General features: G+C 71.0%; 27 protein-coding genes. 3 read left to right on the top strand and 24 right to left on the bottom strand.

The annotated features are described in order from the left end of the window. Positions 1-103 precede the first annotated feature (103 nt). Positions 104-772, top strand: a complete 669-nt coding sequence (locus OG943_RS47610; protein ID WP_328607453.1) for a PadR family transcriptional regulator — start codon at positions 104-106, stop codon at positions 770-772. Here the strand turns inward: OG943_RS47610 and OG943_RS47605 are convergent. Continuing rightward, on the bottom strand, positions 688-1,524 hold the full coding sequence (locus OG943_RS47605; protein WP_328607452.1) for a class I SAM-dependent methyltransferase: 837 nt from the start codon (positions 1,522-1,524) through the stop codon (positions 688-690). The genes OG943_RS47610 and OG943_RS47605 overlap by 85 nt on opposite strands. Before the next feature lie 117 nt (positions 1,525-1,641). On the opposite strand from OG943_RS47605, the gene OG943_RS47600 reads away from it, so the two are divergent. Continuing rightward, positions 1,642-2,484, top strand: coding sequence for a VOC family protein (locus tag OG943_RS47600; protein WP_328607451.1), 843 nt, complete (start codon positions 1,642-1,644; stop codon positions 2,482-2,484). A gap of 52 nt (positions 2,485-2,536) precedes the next feature. Here OG943_RS47600 and OG943_RS47595 read toward each other — a convergent pair whose 3' ends face one another. From OG943_RS47595 to rpsB, 5 genes are all read right to left on the bottom strand, one after another. Beyond that, entirely contained in the window at positions 2,537-3,451 is a 915-nt protein-coding gene (locus OG943_RS47595; RefSeq protein WP_328607450.1) for a phosphatidate cytidylyltransferase, read from the bottom strand. Continuing rightward, entirely contained in the window at positions 3,451-4,008 is a 558-nt protein-coding gene (frr, locus tag OG943_RS47590; RefSeq protein WP_091629530.1) for a ribosome recycling factor, read from the bottom strand. Before frr ends, OG943_RS47595 begins: the two co-directional genes overlap by 1 nt. 51 nt (positions 4,009-4,059) lie before the next feature. After that, a complete protein-coding gene (gene pyrH, locus OG943_RS47585) occupies positions 4,060-4,803 on the bottom strand; it encodes a UMP kinase (protein WP_328607449.1) in 744 nt (247 codons plus the stop codon). Between the two features lie 139 nt (positions 4,804-4,942). Next, positions 4,943-5,758 (bottom strand): translation elongation factor Ts, encoded by an 816-nt coding sequence (gene tsf, locus OG943_RS47580; RefSeq protein ID WP_328607448.1) that lies wholly within the window; start codon positions 5,756-5,758, stop codon positions 4,943-4,945. Between the two features lie 91 nt (positions 5,759-5,849). Continuing rightward, complete coding sequence (gene rpsB / locus OG943_RS47575; protein ID WP_328607447.1) at positions 5,850-6,785, bottom strand: 30S ribosomal protein S2; 936 nt, start codon at positions 6,783-6,785, stop codon at positions 5,850-5,852. A 1,194-nt stretch (positions 6,786-7,979) separates the two neighbouring features. Here rpsB and OG943_RS47570 point away from each other — a divergent pair. After that, the gene (locus tag OG943_RS47570; protein ID WP_328607446.1) at positions 7,980-8,510 is read left to right on the top strand and encodes a murein hydrolase activator EnvC family protein; all 531 of its coding nucleotides are present in this window, start codon (positions 7,980-7,982) and stop codon (positions 8,508-8,510) included. A 361-nt stretch (positions 8,511-8,871) separates the two neighbouring features. On the opposite strand, the gene OG943_RS47565 is transcribed toward OG943_RS47570, so the two are convergent. The 18 genes from OG943_RS47565 to ffh all read right to left on the bottom strand — a co-directional run bounded on the left by OG943_RS47565 (position 8,872) and on the right by ffh (position 24,740). Continuing rightward, a complete protein-coding gene (locus OG943_RS47565) occupies positions 8,872-9,720 on the bottom strand; it encodes a FliA/WhiG family RNA polymerase sigma factor (RefSeq protein WP_328607445.1) in 849 nt (282 codons plus the stop codon). Between the two features lie 109 nt (positions 9,721-9,829). Beyond that, the gene (locus OG943_RS47560) at positions 9,830-10,849 is read right to left on the bottom strand and encodes a tyrosine recombinase XerC (protein WP_442874671.1); all 1,020 of its coding nucleotides are present in this window, start codon (positions 10,847-10,849) and stop codon (positions 9,830-9,832) included. A gap of 60 nt (positions 10,850-10,909) precedes the next feature. Further along, positions 10,910-12,097, bottom strand: coding sequence for a DNA-processing protein DprA (dprA, locus tag OG943_RS47555; protein WP_328607444.1), 1,188 nt, complete (start codon positions 12,095-12,097; stop codon positions 10,910-10,912). Between the two features lie 642 nt (positions 12,098-12,739). Beyond that, positions 12,740-14,251 (bottom strand): YifB family Mg chelatase-like AAA ATPase, encoded by a 1,512-nt coding sequence (locus OG943_RS47550; protein WP_328607443.1) that lies wholly within the window; start codon positions 14,249-14,251, stop codon positions 12,740-12,742. Next, entirely contained in the window at positions 14,251-14,631 is a 381-nt protein-coding gene (locus OG943_RS47545) for a YraN family protein (protein WP_328607442.1), read from the bottom strand. The genes OG943_RS47550 and OG943_RS47545 overlap by 1 nt, the downstream gene beginning before the upstream one ends. Before the next feature lie 246 nt (positions 14,632-14,877). Next, positions 14,878-15,201, bottom strand: a complete 324-nt coding sequence (locus OG943_RS47540; protein ID WP_003096226.1) for a DUF2469 domain-containing protein — start codon at positions 15,199-15,201, stop codon at positions 14,878-14,880. Next, positions 15,198-16,031 (bottom strand): ribonuclease HII, encoded by an 834-nt coding sequence (locus OG943_RS47535; RefSeq protein ID WP_328607441.1) that lies wholly within the window; start codon positions 16,029-16,031, stop codon positions 15,198-15,200. The genes OG943_RS47540 and OG943_RS47535 overlap by 4 nt, the downstream gene beginning before the upstream one ends. 42 nt (positions 16,032-16,073) lie before the next feature. Beyond that, positions 16,074-17,009, bottom strand: coding sequence for a signal peptidase I (gene lepB / locus OG943_RS47530; protein ID WP_328607440.1), 936 nt, complete (start codon positions 17,007-17,009; stop codon positions 16,074-16,076). 31 nt (positions 17,010-17,040) lie between these two features. Next, the gene (gene rplS, locus OG943_RS47525) at positions 17,041-17,409 is read right to left on the bottom strand and encodes a 50S ribosomal protein L19 (protein ID WP_328607439.1); all 369 of its coding nucleotides are present in this window, start codon (positions 17,407-17,409) and stop codon (positions 17,041-17,043) included. Between the two features lie 170 nt (positions 17,410-17,579). After that, complete coding sequence (gene trmD, locus OG943_RS47520) at positions 17,580-18,326, bottom strand: tRNA (guanosine(37)-N1)-methyltransferase TrmD (RefSeq protein WP_328607438.1); 747 nt, start codon at positions 18,324-18,326, stop codon at positions 17,580-17,582. Positions 18,327-18,330: 4 nt separating this feature from the next. Further along, positions 18,331-19,053, bottom strand: coding sequence for a hypothetical protein (locus OG943_RS47515; RefSeq protein ID WP_328607437.1), 723 nt, complete (start codon positions 19,051-19,053; stop codon positions 18,331-18,333). A 1-nt stretch (position 19,054) separates the two neighbouring features. Further along, positions 19,055-19,570, bottom strand: a complete 516-nt coding sequence (gene rimM, locus OG943_RS47510) for a ribosome maturation factor RimM (RefSeq protein ID WP_328607436.1) — start codon at positions 19,568-19,570, stop codon at positions 19,055-19,057. Positions 19,571-19,584: 14 nt separating this feature from the next. Next, positions 19,585-19,824: an RNA-binding protein gene (locus OG943_RS47505; RefSeq protein ID WP_003103110.1), complete on the bottom strand. Its 240-nt coding sequence runs from the start codon at positions 19,822-19,824 to the stop codon at positions 19,585-19,587. Continuing rightward, the gene (rpsP, locus tag OG943_RS47500; protein WP_091623675.1) at positions 19,821-20,264 is read right to left on the bottom strand and encodes a 30S ribosomal protein S16; all 444 of its coding nucleotides are present in this window, start codon (positions 20,262-20,264) and stop codon (positions 19,821-19,823) included. Before rpsP ends, OG943_RS47505 begins: the two co-directional genes overlap by 4 nt. 182 nt (positions 20,265-20,446) lie before the next feature. After that, the gene (locus OG943_RS47495; RefSeq protein ID WP_328607435.1) at positions 20,447-21,241 is read right to left on the bottom strand and encodes a CPBP family intramembrane glutamic endopeptidase; all 795 of its coding nucleotides are present in this window, start codon (positions 21,239-21,241) and stop codon (positions 20,447-20,449) included. Positions 21,242-21,329: 88 nt separating this feature from the next. Next, positions 21,330-22,052, bottom strand: coding sequence for a CPBP family intramembrane glutamic endopeptidase (locus tag OG943_RS47490; RefSeq protein WP_328607434.1), 723 nt, complete (start codon positions 22,050-22,052; stop codon positions 21,330-21,332). Between the two features lie 56 nt (positions 22,053-22,108). Next, positions 22,109-23,182, bottom strand: coding sequence for an amidohydrolase family protein (locus tag OG943_RS47485; protein ID WP_328607433.1), 1,074 nt, complete (start codon positions 23,180-23,182; stop codon positions 22,109-22,111). A gap of 1 nt (position 23,183) precedes the next feature. After that, positions 23,184-24,740: a signal recognition particle protein gene (gene ffh, locus OG943_RS47480; RefSeq protein WP_328607432.1), complete on the bottom strand. Its 1,557-nt coding sequence runs from the start codon at positions 24,738-24,740 to the stop codon at positions 23,184-23,186. Positions 24,741-24,936: the final 196 nt, after the last annotated feature.

Here is a 24,936-nt window from a genome sequence, read left to right as displayed (position 1 = left end):
CTTCGCGTTCGGGGTGAGCAGGGTCACTACGAGAGGGTTGCCGAACGATAGTTAACGATATATCGTGAACGTGTCGCAACAGTTCGAGAAAGGAACACTCATCATGAGACGACAACATCCCTTCCCTGGTAGGCAGCACGACGAACACGGTGACCACGGCCGTCCGGCCTTCGGTCCCTGGGGCCGCGGCGACTTCGGTGACTTCGCCATGGGCGGCCGCGGCGGACGCCGTGGCCATGGTGGTCCGGGTGGACGACGGGGCCACGGCCCGCGTCGAGGCCGGCGCGGTGACGTCCGCGCGGCGATCCTCACCCTGCTCGCGGAACAGCCGCGGCACGGGTACGAGATCATCCGCGAGATCGGCGAGCGCAGCGGCGGCTTCTGGAAGCCCAGCCCCGGCTCGATCTACCCGACGCTGCAGATGCTGGCCGACGAGGACCTGGTCGTGAGCAAGGACGAGAACGGCAAGAAGCTGTTCGAGCTCACCGAATCCGGCCGCGCCGCCGCGGAGCAGCAGACCGGCACTCCCCCGTGGGAGCACTTCGCCGAAGACGTCGACCCGGTCGAGGTCGACCTGCGCAAGGCGGGCGCCACGCTGGCGGCCGCGGTCGTGCAGGTGATGCGAGCGGGCAGCGCGGGCCAGCAGGCCCGTGTGGTGGACGTGCTCAACGAGGCCCGTCGCTCGATCTACACGATCCTCGGCGAGGTCGACGACGACACGGACGGCTCCGACGGCGGTTCTGACACCGACGGCGCCGGACCCGCGGAGTGACCCGGCACGACGAGGCCGGTGGGCTTGACCCGTGCGTGCACGCGATAGCCCACCGGCAGCGTCATCTCGCCGCCACCGGTGTTGAGCCGGTGCACCTCGGCGATGGCCCGTTCCGCGGTCTTCGCGCTGAACTCGATCTTCAGCACTGACTCCATCGCGGCCGCGCCGGCGAACCGCCAGCGCGTCGTGACCCGGCGGCAGCCGAAGCCCTCGGCCTCGAAGAACCGCTCCACCGCGGGCGGGTCGTAGTGCGGCAGGTCCGCGCGCATCCACCCGCCGTACGGCTCGCTGGTCACGTCGAGGTCCACGATCAGGATCGACCCGCCCGGCCGTAGCACCCGCTCCGCCTCTCGCAGCCCCGGCTCACAGCCCGGGCCGAAGAAGTACGCGGTCCGCGCGTGCACCACATCGACACTCGCGTCCTCCGCCGGCAGCCGCTGCGCGCGGCCCTGGCGGACCTCGGTGCCCGGCAGCTCCGCCACCCGCTTCGCCGCATCACGCGCGAGCGGGGCGTGCGGTTCCACGCCGAGCACCGAGCGGGCGTCGCGGGCGAAATACGGCAGGTGGAACCCGTCCCCGCAGCCGAGGTCGAGGACGTCGCGACCGGCCCAGTCGCACTCCTCGCGCAGCACGCGCCAGATCTCGCCTTCGACGTCCTGCGCGCGGTTCTCGACCTCGTAAGCCTGCTGGTAGTACCAGATGTTGGGGCTCGGCAGCACGTCCGCCGAGCGGGAACCGGGGAACCATCGCACGAAGAACTCCAACGACGATCGGGCACCGTCAGTTCCGTGATGTTCACGATTCACTGCTCACGGCGAAAAAATCACCGACAGCGCATAGACTTTCTTCCTCGTCCATGAGGAGGCAGCATGTCGTCCGACTCGGCCCGTCCATCTCCGGTGCCGGCCGGCCTCCCCTGCTGGGTCGAGGTCTCCTGCCTCGACGAAACCCGGACCCAGCAGTTCTACACCGGCCTGTTCGGCTGGCGGTACGAAGTACATCGCGACCCCGCCGCGCCGACCGGGCGCTACTGGATCGCCTCGGTGGGCGGGTCGCTCACCAGCGGCCTGTACCAACGCGGAAGCCGCAGCGCACCGGGGTGGACACTGCACATTTCGGTGCCGCACACCGCCAGCGCGGCCGAATGGGTGGAACACCTCGGCGGGAAGGTGACGCTCGGGCCGATGGCGATCCCGGGGCGCGGCAACATCCTGCACGCCATCGACGCGTGCGGCGCGCCCGTGGTGTTCTGGGAGGCGCCCAGCGACTGGGAGTTCGCCACCGACGAGCCCAACACGTTCAGCGGCGCGGACCTCAACACCCACGACGGCGTGGCCGCGGATCACTTCTACACCAAGCTTTTCACCTACTCGTGTCACCAGATCGGCGACGGCGAGAGCGTCGACTATGCCGAGTACCTCATCGACCACACGCCCGTGCTCTACCGCTACGTGATGGGCGCGGAGTACACGCGCGACACTCCCCCGCACTGGATGATCTACTTCGAGGTCGACCCGGCGCGCGGCGTGGACGCGGCGGCGGGCCAGGCGCTGATGCTCGGCGGCTCCGTGGTCGTCCAGCCCTACGACACCCCGTTCGGCCGCGTCGCGATCCTCGCCGACCCGGACGGCGCGGTGTTCGCCGTGATCGACCACTCGCGCACGCTCCAGGACGTCGGCCGCGCCGAGGTCGACGACCCCTACGACGACTGACCCGCTTGTGAGTGTTTATGACGGTTCTAACCGTCATAAACACTCACAAGTCTTAAGACGGCACGAAGGCCGAAAGCAGCAGCCAGGAAACGACGGCCGAAGGCAGCAGCGAGTCCAGCCGGTCCATGATGCCGCCGTGGCCGGGCAGCATCGTGCCCATGTCCTTGATGCCGAGGTCGCGCTTGATCAGCGACTCGACCAGGTCGCCGAGCGTCGCGGTGAGCACGATGGCCGCGCCGAAGATCACGCCCTGCCAGGCCTGGCCGTGCAGCATCAGGCTGATCGTCAGCACACCCGCGACGATGCCGGCGATCATCGACCCGCCGAAGCCCTCCCAGGACTTTTTCGGGCTGATGGTCGGCGCCATCGGGTGCTTGCCGCCCAGCACGCCGGCGATGTAGCCGCCGGTGTCGGAGGCGACCACGGCGATGAGGAACGTCAGCACGCGGCCGACGCCGTCGTGCGGCGGCACCAGCATCGCGGCGAACGCGCCGAACAGCGGCAGGTACGCGCTGGCGAACACCGACGCCGCGATGTCCCGCAGATAACCGTCCGCGCCGCCGGGCAGGCGCCAGATCAGGCAGGCCAGCACCGTCAGCACAAACGCCGTGAGCGCGCCTTCGCGGCCGAACGGCCACGCCAGCCAGATCATCGCCTGGCCGCCCACGATCACGGGGATCATCGCGACCCGGATGTTCGCCACGCGGCGCAGCACTCCGGCGAACTCGAACGTGCCGACCCCGATCGCGATCGCGATGATCCCGATGAAGAGGAACCGGACGGTGAGCAGGGAAACGATGATCGCCGCGCCGAGCAGCAGGCCGACGCCGATGGCCGCGGGCAGGTTCCGGCCGGCCTTGGAGGCCTTCTGCTCCGGCTGCGTCCGCTCGGCCGGAGCAGGCGTTTCGACCGGCTCCGGCGGGGTGGGCTCCACCCGCTCTTCTCGTTCCTCGCTCACCTGGCTCATCAGACCTCGAGCAGCTCGGCTTCCTTGTGTTTCACCAGCTCGTCGACCTGGTGGGCATAGGTGTCGGTGAGATTCTGCAGCTCCTTCTCGGCGCGCGCGACCTCGTCCTCACCCGCTTCGCCGTCCTTGGCGATCCGGTCCAGCTCTTCCTTCGCCTTGCGGCGGACACCGCGGATCGACACCCGGGCGTCCTCGCCCTTGCTCTTGGCGACCTTCACCATCTCCTTGCGCCGCTCCTCGGTGAGCTGCGGGATGACGATGCGGATCACGTTGCCGTCGTTGCTCGGGTTCACGCCGAGGTCCGACTCGCGGATGGCCTTCTCGATGGCGCCCAGCTGGGTCTGGTCGTACGGCTTGATGAGCACCATGCGCGCCTCGGGCACGTTGACACCGGCCAGCTGGTTCAGCGGGGTCATCGCGCCGTAGTACTCGACGACGATCCCGGAGAACATCGACGGGTTCGCCCGGCCGGTCCGCACCGACGCCAGGTCGTCCTTCGCGACGGACACCGCTTTTTCCATCTTCTCCTCGGCGTCGAGGAGGGTCTCGTCGATCACGGCTACTCCCGGTGTTGTGATTGTTGGAGCCTGTGGGCGATCCCAGCAGGTCTACGCCGACGCCCCGTCAGCGGGGGTGCTGACCAGCGTCCCGATCCTCTCACCACTCACCGCGCGGGCGATGTTCCCCTCGGTGAGCAGATTGAACACGATGATGGGCATGTTGTTGTCCATGCAGAGGCTGAACGCCGTCGCGTCGGCGACCTTGAGGTCGCGCTCCAGCACCTCGCGGTGGGTGATCTCGCGGAACATCTTCGCGTCCGGGTCGCTCTTCGGGTCGGCCGTGTAGACGCCGTCGACGGCCTTCGCCATCAGCACGACCTCGCAGCCCAGCTCCAGCGCCCGCTGCGCGGCGGCCGTGTCGGTCGAGAAGTACGGCATGCCGACGCCGGCGCCGAAGATGACCACGCGGCCCTTCTCCAGGTGCCGCTCGGCGCGGCGCGGGATGTACGGCTCGGCGACCTGGCCCATCGTGATGGCGGTCTGCACGCGCGTGGGCAGGCCTTCCTTCTCCAGGAAGTCCTGCAGCGCCAGGCAGTTCATCACGGTGCCCAGCATCGCCATGTAGTCGGCGCGGTCACGGTCCATCCCCCGCTGGGACAGCTCCGCGCCGCGGAAATAGTTACCGCCGCCGATCACCACCGCGATCTGGACGCCGGTGCGCGCGACCGCCGCGATCTGCTGGGCGACCGAGTGCACGACATCGGGATCGACCCCGATCGAGCCGCCGCCGAACATCTCGCCGCCCAGTTTCAGCAGCACCCGCCGGTAGCCACCCTCGACGCGGTCACCCATGTATGTCGCCTCCTGTGTTCGATGGCCGCCTCCCCGGGAGGGAGTGCGTGGGGGGCGTGCCCTCGTGGACCCGACTGTGCCCCGCCCCCGAACCGCGGAGACGGGGCACAGTGGTCAGAACCTAGTCCCAGTGCCTGACTCAGGCCTGGCCGACCTCGAACCGGGCGAACCGGGTCACGGTCACGCCGGCCGCGTCGAGCAGGGCCTTGACGGTCTTCTTGTTGTCCTTGACCGAAGGCTGCTCGAGCAGGACGTTGTCCTTGTAGTAGGCGTTGACCTTGCCCTCGACGATCTTGGTGAGGGCCTGCTCCGGCTTGCCCTCTTCGCGGGCGGTCTGCTCGGCGATGCGGCGCTCGTTCTCGATCGTCTCGGCCGGCACCTCGTCGCGGCTCAGGTACTTCGCGCGCAGCGCGGCGACCTGCATGGCGGCACCGCGGGCGGCGTCGGCGTCGTCACCGGTGAACTCGACCAGCACGCCGACGGCGGGCGGCAGGTCCGAGCCACGACGGTGCAGGTACGAGGTGGTCTGGCCTTCGAAGGCGACCACGCGGCGGAGTTCGAGCTTCTCGCCGATGCGGGCCGACAGCTCCTGCACGACCTCGATGACGGTCTTGCCGTCCAGCTCGGCGGCCTTGAGCGCCTCGACGTCGCTGGTCTTCAGGCTCTTCGCGACCTCGACGATCTTCGCGGCGAGCTCCTGGAAGTCGGCGTTCTTCGCGACGAAGTCGGTCTCGGAGTCCAGCTCGATCAGCACGCCACCGTCGCCGGCGACGAGGCCCTCGGCCGTGGCGCGCTCGGCGCGCTTGCCGACGTCCTTGGCGCCCTTGATGCGCAGGAACTCGACGGCCTTCTCGAAGTCGCCTTCATTCTCCTCGAGAGCCCTCTTGCAGTCCATCATGCCGGCGCCGGTCATCTCGCGCAGGCGCTTCACGTCAGCGGCGGTGTAGTTCGCCATCGTGTTGAATCCGTCCGTTTCAGGTACGTGTGAGGTGATCAGCGCCCGTGCGGCCGGCCGGGAGGGCCGGCCGCACGGGCACCTTGCTGCATCAGGAGGAGGCGGTCGCCTGCTCGGCGGCGGGCTGCTCCGCGGCCGGCTGCTCGGTGACGGTCTCCGCGGTCTCGGCGGCGGGGGCGGCCTCGGTCGCCGTGGCAGCCTCGGTCGCCGCAACGGCCTCGGTCGCGTCGGCGGACGCGGTCTCCGAGCCGGCGAGCAGCTCCTTCTCCCACTCGGCCAGCGGCTCGTCGGTGGCGACGCCCGGCTCCGGCTTCGCGTCGGCGGACGCACCGTTGCGGCTGGAGCGGGCCATCAGACCGGCGGCGGCGGCCTCGGCCACGACCTTGGTCAGCAGCGCGGCGGAGCGGATCGCGTCGTCGTTGCCCGGGATCGGGTAGTCGACCTCGTCCGGGTCACAGTTCGTGTCCAGGATCGCGACGACCGGGATGTTCAGCTTGCGAGCCTCGCCGACGGCGATGTGCTCCTTCTTCGTGTCGACGATCCACACGATGCTCGGCACCTTGGACATGTCCCGGATACCGCCGAGGGTCTTCTCGAGCTTGTCCTTCTCGCGGGTCAGCGTCAGGATCTCGCGCTTGGTGAGGCCGGTGAAGCCACCGGTCTGCTCCTGGGCCTCGAGCTCCTTGAGGCGCAGGAGGCGCTTGTGCACGGTCTGGAAGTTGGTCAGCATGCCGCCGAGCCAGCGCTGGTTCACGTAGGGCATGCCCACGCGCGCGGCCTCGCTGGCGATGGCTTCCTGAGCCTGCTTCTTGGTGCCGACGAACATGATCGTGCCGCCGTGCGCGACGGTTTCCTTGATGAACTCGAACGCACGGTCGATGTACGTCAGCGTCTGCTGCAGGTCGATGATGTAGATGCCATTGCGCTCGGTGAAGATGTAGCGCTTCATCTTCGGGTTCCACCGACGGGTCTGGTGCCCGAAGTGCACGCCGCTGTCAAGCAGCTGCTTCATGGTGACGACGGCCATTGCCGGAATCACACCTTTTCTGTCTCACGCCCGCCTGCGGTTTCCGCCGCCGACGCGCTGATCGGTTTGTCGCTCGCGACCGGGTGGCCGCTCGCCCTGGTGCCGTGCCGGAGCCCGGACCCCGCGGGTTCGGTGAGGAACCCCCGGGGACCGCCGGGCACCGTGCGACCCTCCGTCCGGGCCTCCGTACAAGACGGAACCGGCCGGGGATGCGCGCACGTGCACGCGAAGTCAGCCCATTCGAATGGACTGCGGGAAGAATTCTACCCCCTGCCACCAGGGGCGCCCCCACCGGCAGCGCTCGACCCCGCCCGAGTTGTCCACAACTGCCCCAGCCTGTGCACAACCCCCCGCGACAACCGTCTCCCGCCGCCGGCTTCCCGAACGATGGAACCCGTGACGAGGACCCTCTGTTCCCCACCGGCCCACCCGGCCGGCCCCTGCCTTCGCCGGGGTGACCGCCCCCATGGCGGCTGCCCCGACGAGGACTGCGCCAGCGGCGGCTGTTGCACCGACGGCGGTCTCGCTGTTAGCCACCTCGGCGGCGAACGTCCTGGCCGCTGCCGTCGCGGCCGCCACCGCGCTTCGTCCCCTGCGCGGTGGCGGCTGGGCTGGCACGCACGCGGTTACTTGAGCTGGCTCGGTCGTCGCCCGCGCAGTTACTCACCCTCGCACCAACCCCCCTCGCACCGGCTCGCGGACCGACCGGCCGACCGATCGCGCCGGACCCCGAACCGGCCTGTGGCGCACCCCCGGCACCGGTCACGGAGCCGTTCACCGCGCAGCTTGATGAGCAAGCCGACGATCTGGCTGCTGCGACGCTCACTCACCTGGTTCCGATGCTGCCTGCAAGCCTCGCTCCTACGCTGGCCGCTTCCTCTGCAGCCGGGCCTTCTCCTGCGCCAGTCACAAGAATGGGCACCGCCATGGAGCCTGCCCCGACAGGATTGGCGACCGGGCAGGCTCCCCCATGAGTTCCTGTCGGGGTCTCCGAACCGGCCACTCACTCGCCGAGCGCGGTTGGCATTGCTGGTTGCAGTGGTGCTGGTGCTCCCGCTACCCGGTCTGGTAGCAGCCCCAGCCCGAGCCGCCAGCACACAGAAGATCAGCGGACACCTGCTCGACACGCAGGACGTCGGCGAGCGCGTTACGTCGCCGCACGAGGACAAGGGAACCGGCCCGAACGAAGGCGAAATGGCCAGCCCGTATGAGGGCGAGGTGACCGGAACACGCGAGGGCAAAGCGACCGGAACACGCGATGCTGTCGCGGGGGTGCCCGTGCAGGCAGCCGTCGCGCAGGCGGGGCGGCTGGCCTGGCCCTTGTCGCCGCGGCCGCAGGTTATGCGGTACTTCGAGGCGCCCGAGTCGCCGTATGGCCCGGGGCATCGAGGGGTCGACCTGGCGGCGGCGCCTGGCCAGGAGGTCCTCGCCGCGGACGTGGGCGTCGTCGTGTTCGCGGGCCAGGTCGCCGGCCACGGGGTGGTGTCACTGGACCATGACGGCGGCCTCCGCACGACCTACCAGCCCGTCACCCCGACTGTCACCACCGGCGAACAGGTCTACCGCGGACAGCCGCTGGGCACCGTCATGCCAGGTCACCCAGGCTGTTCCGCCCCCGCCTGCCTGCATTGGGGCGCCCGCCGGGGCACGGAGTACGTCGACCCGCTCGCCCTGACCGGCGCACCCGGCCGGGTCCGGCTCAAACCGTGGGGAGGCGGGCCATGACCGCAGACCACACCCAGACGTTCGCTGCTCCGGCAACCACCCGTAAGACCGGCATCCGTCCGACCACCGGCAGCCGCCCAGCCACCGGCAGCCGTCCGCCGCATCGACAGGCAGCCCCTGCTCCGGCAGATGTCCGCCGAGCCTGCAGCCGTCCGCCACACCGGCAGCTGTCCGCGGAACCCGGCGCACCGGCGCGCCAGACGCAAAGCTGGGCGGCTGGCAGGCGGCAGCTTGGTGGCGGGCTGCTTGGTGGCGGGCTGCTTGCGGGCGGCAGCTAGGTAGCGGGCTGCCTGGTGGCGGCCTGCTTGCAGGTGCCAGCTAGGTGGCGAGCTGCTTGGCCGCGGTGTTTGGTGGCGAGCTGCTAGGTGGCCGGCTGCTCGACGAGCTTGGCCCGCAGCCGCATCACCGCGCGGGTATGGAGCTGGCTGACCCGCGACTCCGTGACGCCCAGGACCTTGCCGATCTCGGCGAGCGTGAGGCTTTCGAAGTAGTAGAGGCTGACCACGATCTTGTCCCGCTCGGTCAGCTGGGCGATGGCCTCCGCGAGCTGCCTGCGGTTGTCCTGGTCGACGAGGACGGCGACCGGGTCGACAGCGCCGTCGTCGGGGAGGGTGTCGACCAGCGAGCCGCTGTCCTTGCCGGCCGAGACGAGGTCTTCGAGGGCCACGACGCTGGTGAGCTGCAGCTGTCCGTAGAAGTCACGCAGGTCGTCCAGGCTGATGCCGAGTTCGGTGGCCAGCTCGGCCTCCGTGGGGGCGCGGTGCAGGCGCGCGCCGAGGCGCTCCAGGGCGCGCTCGGTCTCCTTGGCCTTGCTGCGCACGGCGCGCGGCACCCAGTCCTGGGCGCGCAGGTCGTCGAGGATGGCGCCGCGGATGCGCTGCATCGCGTACGTCTCGAAGCGCAGTCCTCTTGCCGGCTCGAACTTTTCGATGGCGTCGACCAGGCCGAAGATGCCCGACTGCACGAGGTCGCCCACGTCGACGTGCGTCGGCAGGCCGGTGCCGACGCGGCCCGCGACGTACTTGACCAGCGGCGCGTAGTGCAGCACGAGCCGGTCGCGCGAAGACTGGTCCGGCTGGTCGGCGAACTGCTGCCACAGCGCCTGGATCCCCGCGTCGACGTCATAACCAGGACGTCCGTCGGCGGTGACGGCGTCCTCGGCACCGGGGGTGCTCACCCCGGCTTCCGTGACAGGAGGCGTGGAACTCATTGCACGGTCGTTCTCGGCATGCGGGTCAGTATGGTCTCCGTGCTCGTGCGGATGCGCGTGCGCCGCCGGTTCGGCCCCGGCTTTTCCGGCCGAGTCGCCACCGGCCTCGTCAGGCCCGTGGGTGGGCTCGGTCATGGATCGCCTTCAGCCGATCGACGGTCACGTGAGTGTAGAGCTGGGTCGTGGCAAGCGTAGCGTGACCGAGCAGTTCCTGAACGCTCCTGAGGTCGGCACCTCCCTCCAGCAGATGGGTTGCGGCCGAATGCCGCAGTCCGTGCGGCCCCATGTCCACTGCTCCGGGCACCGCGGCGACGGCCTCGTGCACCACCCGCCGTGCGGCCCGCGGATCAAGCCGTTTGCCGCGAACGCCCAGGAAGAGCGCGTGCGCGGCCTGCTCCGAGACCAGTTCCGGGCGTCCCGCTTCGAGCCACGTGGTGAGCGCCCCGGCCGCCGGAACGCCGAACGGGACCATCCGTTCCTTGTCCCCCTTGCCGATCACGGAGACGACGCGCCGGGAGAAATCGACCGCGCCGACGTCCAGCCCACACAGCTCCGACACCCGGATGCCGGTCGCATACAGCAGTTCGACGATCGCGCGGTCACGCAGGGCGACCGGATCGCGCTGGGCGGCGCCGGCCTCCGACGCCCGCATCAGCTCGTCCGCCTGGTCCTCCCGCAGCACACCCGGCAGCGTCCGGTGCGCCCGCGGCGCGGCGAGCCGCCCGCCCGGGTCCGCCTTCAGCACGCCTTGGCGATGGGCCCAAGCCGTGAACGTGCGCGCCGACGCGGCCCGGCGCGCCAGCGTCGTCCGCCCCGCCCCGCCCGTGCGTTGCCCGGCGAGCCACGCCCGCAGCAGCCCGATGTCGAGATCGGCGAACCCGCGCTCCGAGCCGTCGTCCTCCCCCGCGGTCAGGAATGCCAGCAGGGACACCACATCGCCGACGTACGCGCGCACCGTGTGCGGCGACAGGCCACGCTCCAGCATCAGGTGCCGCTCGTAGTCGGCGACGACTGCCCGCACGGCTTCCGGCAACGCGTCCCGGAGCGCGTGCAGGTCCGGACGCGGCGGGCCCTTCCGGTGCCCGGCCGGTCGCGCGGCTGCGTCGCGGCGGACGCTCCCTGACGGCATGGCGATCACGCTGCGCGAACTCCCGCCATTGGTCAAGCATCGCCACGCGGGCCGGGCCGTTCACGACGGGTTCCCGTGCGGCGTCGACCGGACGATCCGGCGCCATCCGGTCTCCCCGCGCACGGCGAACCCGTCGAGCTCCAGCTCCGGCAGCACCGCTCTGACCCGCGGAACCAGGATCCCGGACTCCGCGGCGACCTCCTCCGCCGAACGGCCGGCACGGGGAACCAGCGCCTCGTAAACGCGCATCGCCTCTTTGCCGAGCCCGTCGGTCGGACGCGGTTCCTGGTGGTCCTTCGGTGGCGGGCCGAAGCGGCCGACGGTGTCCAGCACGTCGTCGGCGTTCGCGACGAGCGTGGCCTTGCAGTCGCGGATCAGGTCGTGGCAGCCGGCCGACGTGCGTGAGTGCACCGAGCCGGGCATGGCCATCACGACTTTGCCGAGCGCGCCCGCCGTGGTCGCGGTGTTGCGCGCGCCGCTGCGGCGGCCGGCCTCGACGACCACGGTGCCGTCGGTGAGGCCCGCGATCAGCCGGTTGCGGACGAGGAACCGGTGCCGCGCGGGCGGCGTGCCGGGTGGGTACTCGCTGATGACCGCGCCGCCCTGGTCGGCCATTTTCTTCAGCAGGCCCTCGTGTCCTGCCGGGTAGCCGATGTCCAGGGCGCAGCCCAGCACCGCGACGGTCACGCCGCCGCCCGCGAGTGCTCCGCGATGAGCGGCCGCGTCGATGCCGACTGCGGCGCCGGAGAAGAGCGGCACTTTTCTCGCAGCCAGCCCGTAACCGAGTTCTCCCGCGTTGTGCTGGCCGTAGTCCGAACACATCCGCGCGCCCACAACGGCGACGGCGCGGTCCGCCGCCAAGCCGAGCGACGCCGAGCCCCGCACCCACAACGCCAGCGGCTCGGCGACGTCCGCCACCCCGTTGCGACTGGCGAGATCGAGCGACACCAAGGGCCAGGCCGGCCACTCGTCGTCCCCGGGGATCACCAGGCGGGCGCCGATCTTGGCGGCTTCCGCGAAGTCCTGCTCGACGAGTTCGAGGTCCTTGCGGGCCGCGGTCTCCTTGCGCACCTTCTCCGGGCAGTCGCCGGTGCGGACGCGCTCCGCGGCCTCGACGGGGCCGTGTGCCTTCACGAACGCGACCAGCGCCGGCGAGGGCGGCTCGGCGACGCGCAGCAGGTACGCGCGGGCGAGGCGTTCGGCCTCTCGGGAGGTGGCCTGGCCGGTCGTCCGGGGCGCGACGCTCATGCGGCGCTCCCTCTGGGTTCTGCGGCGGGTTGAACGCCGAGAGGGTGCGGCGGAGCGGGGGCCAGCGCACGGACGGGGCCGAGGCGGGCACGAACTTGGGCGGGGTCGGGTTCCCGGCCGGTGGGCGGTGGCGGGACCAGGTGCAGGTGCCGGGTCGGGTGTGAGTCGGCAGGCCGCTGGCTGGTGTGTCGAGTGCTGGTGGGGCGGGCCATGGGGAACTCCATTCAGGGAAGGCGGGAGGGCGGCAGCGACGCTGGGGCGCTTTGGCCGGGCGGCTATGCCGGTGTGCGAGCGGACGCCGAGACGGGTGGAAGGCGGGCTATTCCGGCGCTGGCGCAGTGGCAAGACGAACGCCGGTAGAAGCAGGAGCAGCGGCCGAGGCGGCCGGCAGCACAGGGCACCGAGCACGGTGGGCGGGCCGGTCACACGGCTGCCCGTCAGCAGCGCAGGGCGCGCGAGGGCAGTTGACAGGACCAGCCATGCAGCGGCTGCCGTCGGCAGCGCAAGGCGCGCGAGGGCGGTGGACGGGGTCGGCCCCGCGGCTATCAGTCGGCAGCGCAGGGCGCCGGGCGCGGTGGACCGGGCCGGTCACGCGGCTATCCACCGGCAACGCAAAGCACCCGAGTGTGGGGGCGAGGCCGGTCATGCGGCTGTCCGTTCGCGGAAGTCGAGGGCGGCGGCGACGTGGTCGGGGGTGGGGTGGGCGGTGCCGGCGAGGTCGGCGAGGGTCCAGGCGATGCGGAGGCAACGGTCGGCGCCGCGGGCGGTCAGGAGGCCCTTCGTCAGGGCCTTGTCCAGGAGGACCGTGGTGGGCGCGGGCAGCAGGAACTCACGGCGCAACGACGGGCCCGGGACCTCCGAGTTCGAGCGCCAGCCGTGGGCCTGCCAGCGGTGGGCGGCGCGGTCGCGGGCCGACTGGACGCGGGCGCGGACCGTGGACGACGGTTCCGGGTCCGCGGTCAGGTGGGCGGACATCGCGGTCAGCGGGCGTAGGCGGACGCGAAGGTCGACGCGGTCCAGCAGTGGGCCCGAGAGGCGTGCGAAGTAACGGCGGCGGGCCATCGGCGAGCAGGTGCAGTCGATGTCGCGCGGCTGGGCGCAGGGGCACGGGTTCGTCGCCATCACGAGCTGGAAGCGCGCGGGGTAACGCACCGCGCCCTTCACCCGCGCGATGCGGACCTCTCCCTCCTCGACGACGGTGCGCAGCGAGTCGAGCCGTTCGGCGCCGAATTCGCAGACCTCGTCCAGGAAGAGGACACCCCGGTGGGCCCGGCTGATCGCGCCGGGCGCGGCGAGGCCGCTGCCGCCGCCGATGAGGGCCGCGACGGTGATCGAGTGGTGCGGGGCGACGAAGGGCGGGACGGTGACCAGCGGAGCCGACTTCGACAACGTGCCGTCGACCGAGTGGACCGCCGTGACCTGGAGCGCTTCCTCCGGTGAGAGCGGCGGGAGCAGGCCCGGCAGCCGCTTCGCGAGCATGGTCTTCCCGACCCCGGGCGGGCCCGTCAGGAGCAGGTGGTGACCGCCCGCGGCCGCGACCTCCAGCGCCCACCGCGCCTCCGGCTGGCCGACGACGTCGACCAGGTCCGGCACCGCGGGCGGGTCCGGGGCCGCCGGTTCGGGCCTCGGCTCCAGCTCGCCCTCGTCCTTCAGCCACGCCACCAGGTCGGCCAGGCGCGAGACCCCCGCGATCTCCAGGTCGTCGACCAGCGCCGCCTCCCCCAGCGACTCCGACGGGACGAGCGCGCGCTCGTAACCCGCGGCCCGCGCGGCCAGCAGGCCGGGCAGGACGCCGCGGACGGGCCGGATCCGGCCGTCCAGCGCCAGCTCGCCCAGCAGGATCGTGCGCAGCAGCTTTGTGGCCGGCACGGCGCCGGTGGCCGCCAGCACCGCCGCCGCGATGCCGAGGTCGTACCCCGAGCCCACCTTGGGCAGATTCGCCGGCGACAGGCCCAGCGTCACCTTGCCGTCGGGCCACGGCTGGCCCGAGTTCCGCACCGCCGAGCGCACGCGGTCCTTCGCCTCGCGCAGGCCGGCGTCCGGCAGGCCGACGAGCGTCACGCGGCTCAGCCCGCCGCCCAGGTCCGCCTCGATCTCCACGACCCGCCCGTCGATCCCGAGCAGGGCCACCGACCACGCCTTCGCCAGCGGCATCAGAACGCCCCCGCGATGTGCCGCACCGTCGGCTGCCCGCCGACCGGCGCGAAGACCGTGACCACGTCGTACCGCGTGCGGCACCAGCCGACCTGGAACGCCCGCAGCCACTGCTCCGCCGCCTTGCGCACGCGGTCGGCCTTCTCCGGCGTGACGGACTCGGCCGGTGTGCCGTATTCGTCGCCGGAGCGCGTCTTCACCTCGCAGAACACCACCCGGTCGCCCTCGGCCAGAACCAGGTCGAGCTCGCCTTCGCGGCAGCTCCAGTTCCGGCTCAGCAGGACGAGCCCCGCCTCCTGCAGGTGCCGGGCCGCCAGGTCCTCACCCCAGCGGCCGAACTCGCGACGCCACAGCGCGCGCCGCTGAAGACTGTCCTTCATCGTGGCCCCCTCACCCGCCCCGCGACCATCACGGAACGTGTGAAACCACGTTCGCAGAGTGATCGGGCCCATCGCCAGAGCCGGAAAGCCGACCTGTGGACAACCGGGCAGATGTGGAAAACCCCGCGGGACCACCGGCACCGGAGACCGGAACTGTCAGCCCCCTGTGCTCAGCGGCGAAAACCGCCGGAACGCGCTGAAGGCCACCCGGACCGGGCCCGGGTGGCCTTCAGCGCGTGGGAGGGATCAGCCCGAGAACGGGCCGTCCTCGGGCAGCCGGAGGTCCGGCTTGTCGAGTTCCTCCACGTTGACGTCCTTGAACGTGATGACCCGGACGTGCTTGACGAACCGGGCGGGGCGGTACATGTCCCAGACCCACGCGTCCGACATGCGGACCTCGAAGTACACCTCGCCACCACCGTCACGCACCTGCACGTCGACGGCGTTGGCCAGGTAGAACCGACGCTCGGTCTCCACCACGTACGAGAACTGGCCGACGATGTCGCGGTACTCGCGGTACAGCGAGAGCTCCATCTCGGTCTCGTACTTCTCGAGATCCTCTGCGCTCATGAAATCCGCGCCCCTCCTCGCGTTCGTCTTGCTGCTCCGGCGGCGGAGCGTTCATTCTTACCCACCGAGCCGGCCAGGGCACGGACCGGCACGCTCGGGTTCTCCAAGGCAGCGTAGGTGAGCACGACCGGATGCGGTGGGGCGAGGCCGTGCCGGGCGGCCGCGGTGGCCACATTCGTGTAGGACCAGCGGTGCGCCGGGCTGGGCCCGTGCTCGTCCAGCGCCGCCAGGTGGTCGGCCGTGCTGTAGCCCTTGTGCACGTCGAAGCCGTAGTGCGGCAGCTCGCCGTGCAGCCCCTTCATGATCCGGTCCCGGGTCACCTTCGCGAGCACCGACGCCGCCGCGATGCTGGCCACGCAGCGGTCGCCCTTGATGACGGCCACATTGGGGGCCGGGATGCCGGGGACCGGGAAGCCGTCGGTGAGCACATACCCGGGATGGTCGCGCAGCGCGGCGACCGCGCGCCGCATCCCCTCCAGGTTCATCACCCGGATGCCGAGCAGATCGACCTGTTCGGAGGGGATGACGATCACCGCGTAGTCGATCGCGCGCTTGAGGACCTGGTCGTAAACGCGGTCGCGGGCCTTCGCCGTGAGCAGCTTCGAGTCGGTGAGCTCGGGCAGCCGGGCGCCGTCGCCGGGGCGCAGCACACACGAGGCGACCACCAGCGGCCCGGCACACGCGCCGGCGCCGGCTTCGTCCACTCCGGCGACGGGCCCGAGGCCACGACGGTCGAGAGCGCCCTGCAGGCCCCACAACAGATCGCCGCGCACGACAGCGCGCGGCGGCCGGAAGGGTTCGGCCGGGGGACGGGGAACGGGAACGGTCACGGCTGCGCTACCCGTCTGACGACTCTGCTCGGGCGGAGTGCACTAGGTTCTCCGGCCGGCCGCCTTGCGGATGCCCGCCTTCACACGCCGTCCGAGGAAGAGCGTGGGGACGGCTCCGGCAATGCCGACACCGAGCGGCAGGCCTTCCTGCCAGGCCGGGGCGCCGAGCGCGACCGGCTGGGCGTTCGCCTGCGGGTTGTGATCGGTGATGCCACCCCAACGGCTCGGCGGGAGCACGATGATCCGGGCCTTGCCGATCACGTCGTCGACCGGAACCGCGCCGTTGGGACCGCCGCCGCCCTGGTAACGCGAGTCCTCGGAGTTGTTGCGGTTGTCGCCCATCACCCACAGCGCGCCCTGGGGGACCTTCACCGGGGCGAAGGGCTCCTGCAGCCGGTGGTTCGGGTTCTGCCAGGAGATGTAGGGCTCGTCGAGCGCCTTGCCGTCCACGATCACGCGGTTCTGCGGATCGCAGCACTGGACGGTCTGGCCGCCGGTGGCGATCACGCGCTTGACGAAGTCGCGCTCGTCCGGCGGCGCGAAGCCGACCAGCGAGCCCAGCCCACGCAGCGCGCGGACCACGATGTTGCCCGACTCCTGCGGCATGACCTCGTTCTCGGTCCACGCGGGCGGGCCCTTGAACACGACCACGTCGCCCGGTGACGGGTCGGTGAAGTCGTACGTGACGCGGTCGACCAGGATGCGGTCACCGGTGCAGCCGGTGCAGCCGTGCAGCGTGGTCTCCATGGACCCCGAGGGGATCATGTAGACCTTGGCCAGGAACGCCTGGATCAGGATCGTGAGCACCAGGGCGATCACGATCAGGATCGGCAGCTCCTTCCAGAACGACCGCTTCTTCGAGGACTTGCCTCGCCGGTGGGAGCCCCGACCCTCCTCGGAACGGGACAGCCCAGGCTGGTCCTCGTCCGAGCGGTCGGGGTCATCCTCAGCGGCATTCTGGGGCACGGGTTCGACCACGTCGCCAGGCTACCGGTAACCGCTCTGCCGCTCAGCGGGCAGAGGTGGTCTCGCGGTTCTCGCGGCGCTCCTTGATCTTGGCCTTCTTGCCGCGCAGGTCGCGCAGGTAGTAGAGCTTCGCGCGCCGCACGTCGCCGCGCTTGAAGACCTCGATCTCGGCCAGGTTCGGCGAGTGCACCGGGAAGGTGCGCTCGACGCCGACGCCGAACGAGACCTTGCGGACCGTGAAGGTCTCGCGGATCCCGCCACCCTGGCGACGGATCACGACGCCCTGGAAGACCTGGTTGCGCTCGCGGTTGCCCTCGATGACGCGGACGTGAACCTTGAGCGTGTCGCCCGCGCGGAAGGCCGGGATGTCGGAACGCAGTGACTGCGCATCCAGCGCGTCCAGGGTGTTCATCGGTGGTCCGTCCTCGTCATTTCGTATGGCTTGAGTACTACGTCTCCCCGGGCGCGCAGCACTGCTGCTACGTCTCACCAGGGGCTGATGGCGGGCTCGTGAACGAGGCGGTCCACTCACGCCAACCGCTCAAGTATGGCAGAGGCGCGGGTGCTCACTTCGCACGGGGTCTAGCCGGGGTTCTCGTCGAGCCCGTCGAGAACCTCGTGATCACGACTGTCCAGGCTACCCTCCGGCAACCGGGCGAGGAGATCCGGGCGGCGCCGGGCCGTCCGATCGAGCGCCTGGTCGCGTCGCCACCGGTCGATCAGCGCGTGGTTTCCCGAGCGCAGCACGTCCGGCACGGCCAGCTCGCGCCACACTTCCGGGCGGGTGTAGCTGGGGCCTTCGAGCAGTCCGTCGGAGAAGGAGTCCTCGGCCGCCGACCGCACGTTGCCGAGCACACCCGGCAGCAGCCGGACCACGGCCTCCACCATCACCAGCACCGCGGCCTCGCCGCCGACCAGCACATAGTCGCCGATCGACACCTCGTCGACGGGCATCCGCCGCGCCGCGTCGTCGACCACCCGCTGGTCGATGCCCTCATACCGGCCGCAGGCGAAGACCAGGTGCTTCTCCTCGGCGTACGCGTGCGCCAGCTCCTGCGTGAACGGCCGCCCGGCCGGCGTCGGCACCACGAGCCGGCTGCCCTCGCCGCAGACCTCGTCGAGCGCGGGGCCCCAGATCTGCGGCTTCATCACCATGCCGGGGCCGCCGCCGTACGGGGCGTCGTCGACGGCGCGGTGGACGTCATGGGTCCAGTCGCGCAGGTCGTGCACACCGACTTCGATCAGGCCGCGGTCGATCGCACGGCCGAGCAGGGCGGCGCGCAACGGATCGAGATACTCCGGGAAGATCGTGACCACGTCGATGCGCACCGGCTCACCAGTTCCAGTACTCGGTGGCCTCGGCGTGCCAGGGCGAGGGCACCTGCTGGTCGATCGCGAAGGCCATGCCGAGGCCCTTCGCGATCTTGATGTCCCGGCGCAGCGTCTCGCGGATCGGCGAGCCGGCGGGCAGGCCGTTGTTGTCCGACCACGACTCGCTCTGCGTGACGCAGGTCTGCGCGCCGAACCGGGCCGAGCTGCACGGCGCGGGCGCGCCCCAGGTCTGCGCGTGCCGGAACTGGAAGGTCTTGCCGCTGCTCTGTTCCGTGATGGTCCCGTTCGCGACCAGCTGGTAGTTCTCCGACGGCACGGTCCACTGGACGTAGTGCTGCCGTCCGCCGTCCGACGGCAGCGGGGTGCAGGCCGTGCCGTGGCAGAGCTGTTCGCTGGTCACGCGCTGGGTGTAGTACGTGCCGTTGCCGCCCCAGCCGTCGAGCAGCACCCAGTCGCCGTCGCGCAGGAAGTGCTCCGCGGACGACGGCGGCCAGGTTTTCGGGTCGCCCCAGGAGATCTGCGACTCGGTGGCCGACTGCGGCGACCAGGCCCACTGGAACGCCTGCTCGCCGGGCGGCGCGTACTGGCCCGCGCTGCGGCTGAACATCAGGGAGAAATCGCCGTAGACCGGCGCGGCCGCTTCGGCGGCGGGCGCGGTCAAACCGGCGCAGGCGAGCACCACAGCGCACAGCACCGCGGCGCGGGCGCGAAGGGAAAGAGTCAACTCAGTCCTCGTCCAGGAGGCCTTCCGGTGGGTCGAGGACCACCCGCCCGCCCGCGACGTCCACCGTCGGCACGATGGCATGTACGAACGGGACCAGGACCTCACGGCCGTCCACGTCCAGTTCCAGCAGCTCGCCCGCGGGCGAGTGCACGACCTCGATCACTTTGCCGACCACGGTGCCGTCGAGCAGCTCGGCGCGCAGGCCGGCCAGCTCGTGGTCGTGGAACTCGTCCGGGTCACCGGTCGGCGGCAGGCTGGCGGTGTCGACCAGCAGCAGCGCGCCGCGCAGGGTCTCGGCGACGTCGCGGGTCAGCACCTCGTCGAAACGCACCAGCAGCCGCCCGCTGTGTTCGCGGGCGGCTGCGATGGTGAGTTCCCTCTTGCTGCCGTCGCGCAGCTTCGTCGTGATCGCCGAACCGACCTTGAACCGCTCTTTCGGCGAGTCCGTGCGCACGTCCACCGCGAGCTCTCCGCGGATCCCGTGCGCCTTGGCGATCCGGCCGACTACGACGTCCATCCGATACGGCCGGGTCAGCGATCGGTGTCGACGACGTCCACCCGGACGCCGCGACCGCCGATGCCGCCCATGACGGTGCGCAGGGCGGTCGCGGTACGACCGCCCCGACCGATCACCTTGCCGAGGTCGTCGGGGTGCACGTGCACCTCGAGCGTCCGGCCACGGCGCGTGGTCAGCAGCTCGACCCGGACCTCGTCCGGGTTGTCGACGATCCCGCGCACCAGGTGCTCGAGGGAGTCAGCGAGAAAACTCACTCGGACTTCTCGCCCTCAGCGGCTTCCGCCTTCTCGGCCTCGGCCTTCTTCGGGGCGGACTTCTTCTTCGGCGTGGTGGCCTCGGTGGAGGGCTCCTCGCCGGCCGCGGCCAGCGCCGCGTTGAACAGGTCCTGCTTGGACGGCTTCGGCTCGGCCACCTTCAGGGTGCCCTCGGCGCCCGGCAGGCCCTTGAACTTCTGCCAGTCGCCGGTGACCTCGAGGATGCGCTGGACCGGCTCGGTCGGCAGCGCGCCGACGCCCAGCCAGTACTGCGCCCGCTCGGTGTCGACCTCGATGAAGCTCGGCTCTTCCTTCGGGTGGTACTTGCCGATCGTCTCGATGGCCTTGCCGTCCCGGCGGGTGCGCGCGTCGGCGACGATGATGCGGTAGTACGGCGCACGGATCTTGCCGAGGCGCTGCAGCTTGATCTTGACGGCCACGGGTGTGGGTACTCCTCAGTTCTCTCTGGTGCGAGTGTGGGCGCACGACAGCCGAGTGGGGACACGGCCGCGGGCATCCGAATCTGGAGCTCCCGTGCGGTGAGAGGGTCCGACGGAAGCAGGCAAGCGAACATTCTGCCAGACGGCCGTGACGGGCCCGCACACAGGCCGGGAAAACCGGGTCAGAACGAGGACACCCCGAGCGCGCCGAGCAGGATCGCGACGGCGGGCAGGAAGTTGTTCACCGAGTGGGCCACGACGCTGCCCGCGAGCCGTCCGGTCGCGAACCGCGCGAGGCCGATCGGCACGGCGATGACCAGCAGGAGCGTGGTCCTCAGCGGCTCGAGGTGGCTGGCCGCGAACACCGCCGTGGACAGCAGGAAGGCGGCGACCCGGCCCCAGCGCTCGCTGCGCCACTGCAGCCGCTCGACCGCGCCCCAGAGCAGCCCGCGGTAGATGATCTCCTCGCAGATCGGGCCGGCCAGCCACAGGTAGACGAACATCACCACGGCCGCGGACACCGACATCTTCCGGTCGTCGATCAGCGCGCTGATCGCGGACGTCGCGTCGGCGTTGCCCACCGCCTCGGTCCAGACGTACGCGCCCAGCGACGTGAGCACCAGCCCGAGCAGGCCGAACTTGAGGCCGGCCTTCACGTCCGACCAGCGCCACTTCAGCCGCAGGTCGATCACCGGCCCGTTGCCCCGCAGGCAGGTGACCAGCACGGCGACGCCGGCGGCGATCATCGTCGGCAGCATCGTGCCGAGCAGGACCGTCCGGATGGGCAGCGGCTGACCGGGCGCGGGGTCGCCGACGAGCACGCTGACGAACGCGGCCGAGGCCAGCAGCACGACCTCGACGAGCAGGAAGGCGCCGAACCCCCAGCGGTGCGGCGGGAACTCGCGCGGCACGCTCACCAGTTCCTCCGCCGCGTCCGGCGTGCCCGGAAGTGGTTCCCGTGGCTGGGAAGTCGTCACGCCGGCCCTCCGGTGATCGCTCGGCTCACCGTCCGAGCCTAGCCGCCGGGAAGACTTCGCACAGTACGCGTTCGATCACGGGCAATGATCAATGCCCGGCGAACAGCAGCACGGCGGGCGGCAGGTTGTTGGCGGCGTGGGCGATCACACTCGCCCCGACGCGGCCGGAATAGTGCCGCGCCAGCCCCAGCACCAGGCCCTGGCCGAACAGCGCGATCGTGCGCGTCGCCTCGCCGTGCAGCTGCGCGAACACCAGCGCGGTCAGCACGAGCACCACCCAGGACGGGATGCGGTACGCGGCCAGCGCGTTCCACAGCGTGCCGCGGACCAGCAGCTCTTCGGTCAGCGGCGCGGCGACCACCACGATCAGCGCGGCCGGGACGAGCCACGCCGGGCTGCCGTCGGCGTTGTCGGCGAGGTCGGTGAGCGGGCTGTCGGAGACCTCGTCGGCGCCGTAGACGGCGATCTCGGCGAGGTTCAGCACGTAGCCGACCACCAGCGCGAGCGCGCCGAAGGCCAGGCCGATCCGCACGTCGCGCCAGGTGGGCACCAGGCCGAAGTCCCGGCCGATGCCCTCGCCGTAGCGCCGGGAGCCGAGGACGGGGCCGAGGCCCAGCATCAGGTTCGGCAGGAACGCCAGCAGGAGCAGCGGGCCGGCCGGCAGCTCCAGCGGGTCGAGTTCGCCGGTCTGGCGGTTCAGCGCGACCGTGGTGATCAGCGTGACGAGGTGGTAGCCCGCGACCCCGGCGAAAAACGCCACGAAGCCCCAGTGGGCGCCCAGCACCCGCCTGCCACCGTCGTCGTGAGCCACAGGTTCAACGCTAAAGCCCTGCGGTGGCAAGGAAAACAGCGGGGTCGGCCCGCAGGTCAGCCGAAGATCGTGCCGCCGAGCACGATGTGGGCCGGGTGTCGCAAGACGGACAGGTCCACGCGCGGGTCGGCCGGGTAGACGATCAGGTCGGCCGGGGCACCGTCGGCGATGCCGGGGTGGCCGAGCCACTCGCGGGCCGCCCAGGAGGCGCTCGCGAGGGCCTGCTCGCGGGACATGCCGGCGTGGTGCAGGGCCTCGACCTCGTCGGCGATCCGGCCGTGGGCCACCATGCCGCCGGCGTCGGTCCCGGCGAACACGCGCACGCCCGCCTCGACGGCCGTGGACACCATCTCGCCGACGCCCGCGTGCAGGGCCCGCATGTGCGCCGCGTAGAGCGGGTACTTCGTGGCCTGGTCGGCGATGCCGGGGAAGTTCTCGATGTTGACCAGCGTGGGCACCAGCGCGACGTCGCGCCGCGCCAGCTCCGCGAGCTGGTCCGGGTTCAGCGCCGTGCCGTGCTCCAGGCAGTCGATCCCGGCGGCGATCAGGCCCGGCAGCGCGGCCTCGCCGAAAACGTGCGCGGTGACGCGCGCGCCCAGCCCGTGCGCGATCCCGATGGCCTCGGCCAGCACGTCGTCCGGCCACAGCGGGGCGAGGTCGCCCGCGCCGCGGTCGATCCAGTCGCCGACCAGCTTCACCCAGCCGTCACCGTCTCGGGCCTGTTCGGCGACGGCCTCGGGAAGCAGCGCCGGGTCGTCCAGCTCGATGGCGAAACCCGGCACGTACCGCTTCGGCAGCGCGAGGTGCCGTCCACAGCGGATGATCGTGGGCAGGTCCGCGCGGGCCTGCAGCGGCCGGACGTCGAGCGGCAGCCCGCAGTCGCGGATCAGCAGCGTGCCCGCGTCGCGGTCGGTCACCGCCTGCTCGGCGGCCTCGTCGACCCCGACCGGGCCGCGCGGGCCGAGGCCGGGGTGGCAGTGCGCGTCGACCAGGCCGGGGAGGAGGAAGCCCTCCCCCACCAGCGTCTCGGCGCCGGGCACCGGTGTGAACGAGATCCGGCCGCCGTCGATCCACAGGTCACGCGGCTCGCCGTCGGGCAGGACGGTGCCACGCAGGTGCAGCGCGCCCACTTCAGTTGTTCTTGGGGTTCTTCGGCAGCTTGAACTTCGTCGGGTCGAAGCCCGGGACGTCGTTCATCCCGCCGAGCTGCGACAGGTCCGGCATGCCACCGCCCTGGGGCGGCATCGGCATCCCGCCCGGGGGCAGCATCGGCATGCCACCGGGCAAACCGCCGCGGACCTTGGGCTGCGTGGGGCCGCGCCCCTTGCCCTTCTTCCCCTTCTTGCCCTTGCGGGTCTTGCTGCCGCCACCGCCGCCGCCGAAGCCGAAGCGCCCGGCCATCTGCGCCATCATCTTGCGCGCCTCGAAGAACCGGTTGACCAGGTCGTTCACGTCGCGGACGGTGACGCCCGAGCCGTTCGCGATGCGCAGCCGGCGGGACCCGTTGATCATCTTCGGGTCGTCGCGCTCGGCCGGGGTCATACCGCGGATGATCGCCTGCAGCTTGTCCAGGTGCTTGTCGTCGACCTGGGCGAGCTGGTCCTTCATCTGGCCGGCGCCGGGCAGCATGCCGAGCAGGTTGCCGATCGGGCCCATCTTGCGGACCGCCAGCATCTGCTCGAGGAAGTCCTCCAGGGTCAGCTGCCCGCTGGACAGCTTCTCCGCGGCCTTCTCCGCCTGCTCCTGGTCGAAGTGCTGCTCGGCCTGCTCGATCAGGGTCATCACGTCACCCATGCCGAGGATGCGCGAGGCCATCCGGTCAGGGTGGAACGTGTCGAAGTCCTCGAGCTTTTCCCCGTTCGACGCGAACAGGATCGGCTGGCCGGTGACCTCGCGGACGCTCAGCGCGGCACCACCGCGGGCGTCGCCGTCGAGCTTGGTCAGCACCACGCCGGTGAAGCCGACGCCGTCGCGGAACGCCTCGGCGGTGGTCACCGCGTCCTGGCCGATCATCGCGTCGACGACGAACAGGATCTCGTCGGGCGAGACCGCGTCCCGGATGTCGGCGGCCTGCTTCATCAGCTCTTCGTCGACGCCCAGCCGTCCGGCGGTGTCGACCACCACGATGTCGTGCTGGGCGTGCTTGGCCTCTTCGATGGCGCGGCGGGCCACGTCCACCGGGTCGCCGACGCCGTTCCCCGGCTCCGGCGCGAACGTGGTGACGCCGGCGCGCTCGCCGACCACCTGCAGCTGCGTGACGGCGTTCGGGCGCTGGAGGTCGCAGGCGACCAGCATCGGCGCGTGGCCCTGCTTCTTCAGCCACATCGCCAGCTTGCCGGCGAGCGTGGTCTTGCCGGCGCCCTGGAGGCCGGCGAGCATGATCACCGACGGCGGGTTCTTGGCCAGGTTCAGCCGGCGGGTCTCGCCGCCGAGGATGCCCACGAGCTCCTCGTTGACGATCTTGATCACCTGCTGGGCGGGGTTCAGCGCCTGCGAGACCTCGGCGCCCTTGGCCCGCTCCTTGATCCGGTTGATGAACTCCTTGACCACCGGCAGCGCGACGTCCGCCTCCAGCAGCGCGATGCGGATCTCGCGCGCGGTGGCGTCGATGTCGGCGTCGGACAGCCTGCCCTTGCGCGAGAGCGTCTGCAGGGCAGAGGTGAGCCGATCGGAGAGGGTGTCGAACACGGGTGTGCACGCTCCAGCTGGGTCGTCGTGGCGTACCGGGCTCGCCCGCGGCGGGCCCCGGCAACCTCCGAGGGTAGCCGCTGTGGCCGATCGGCCTCGCGGGTACGCGAACCTTCCCTGGAAGGTTACTACGCACATGCGTAATAGTCTGATCGCCAACCTTGAGCCAAGGCAAGAAAACCGCTCGACTTGACTG

Source organism: Amycolatopsis sp. NBC_00345 (genome assembly GCF_036116635.1).
Classification (GTDB): domain Bacteria; phylum Actinomycetota; class Actinomycetes; order Mycobacteriales; family Pseudonocardiaceae; genus Amycolatopsis.
The sequence above is the reverse complement of the archived record's forward strand: the minus strand, read 5'-3'. Positions and strand labels throughout refer to the sequence as shown.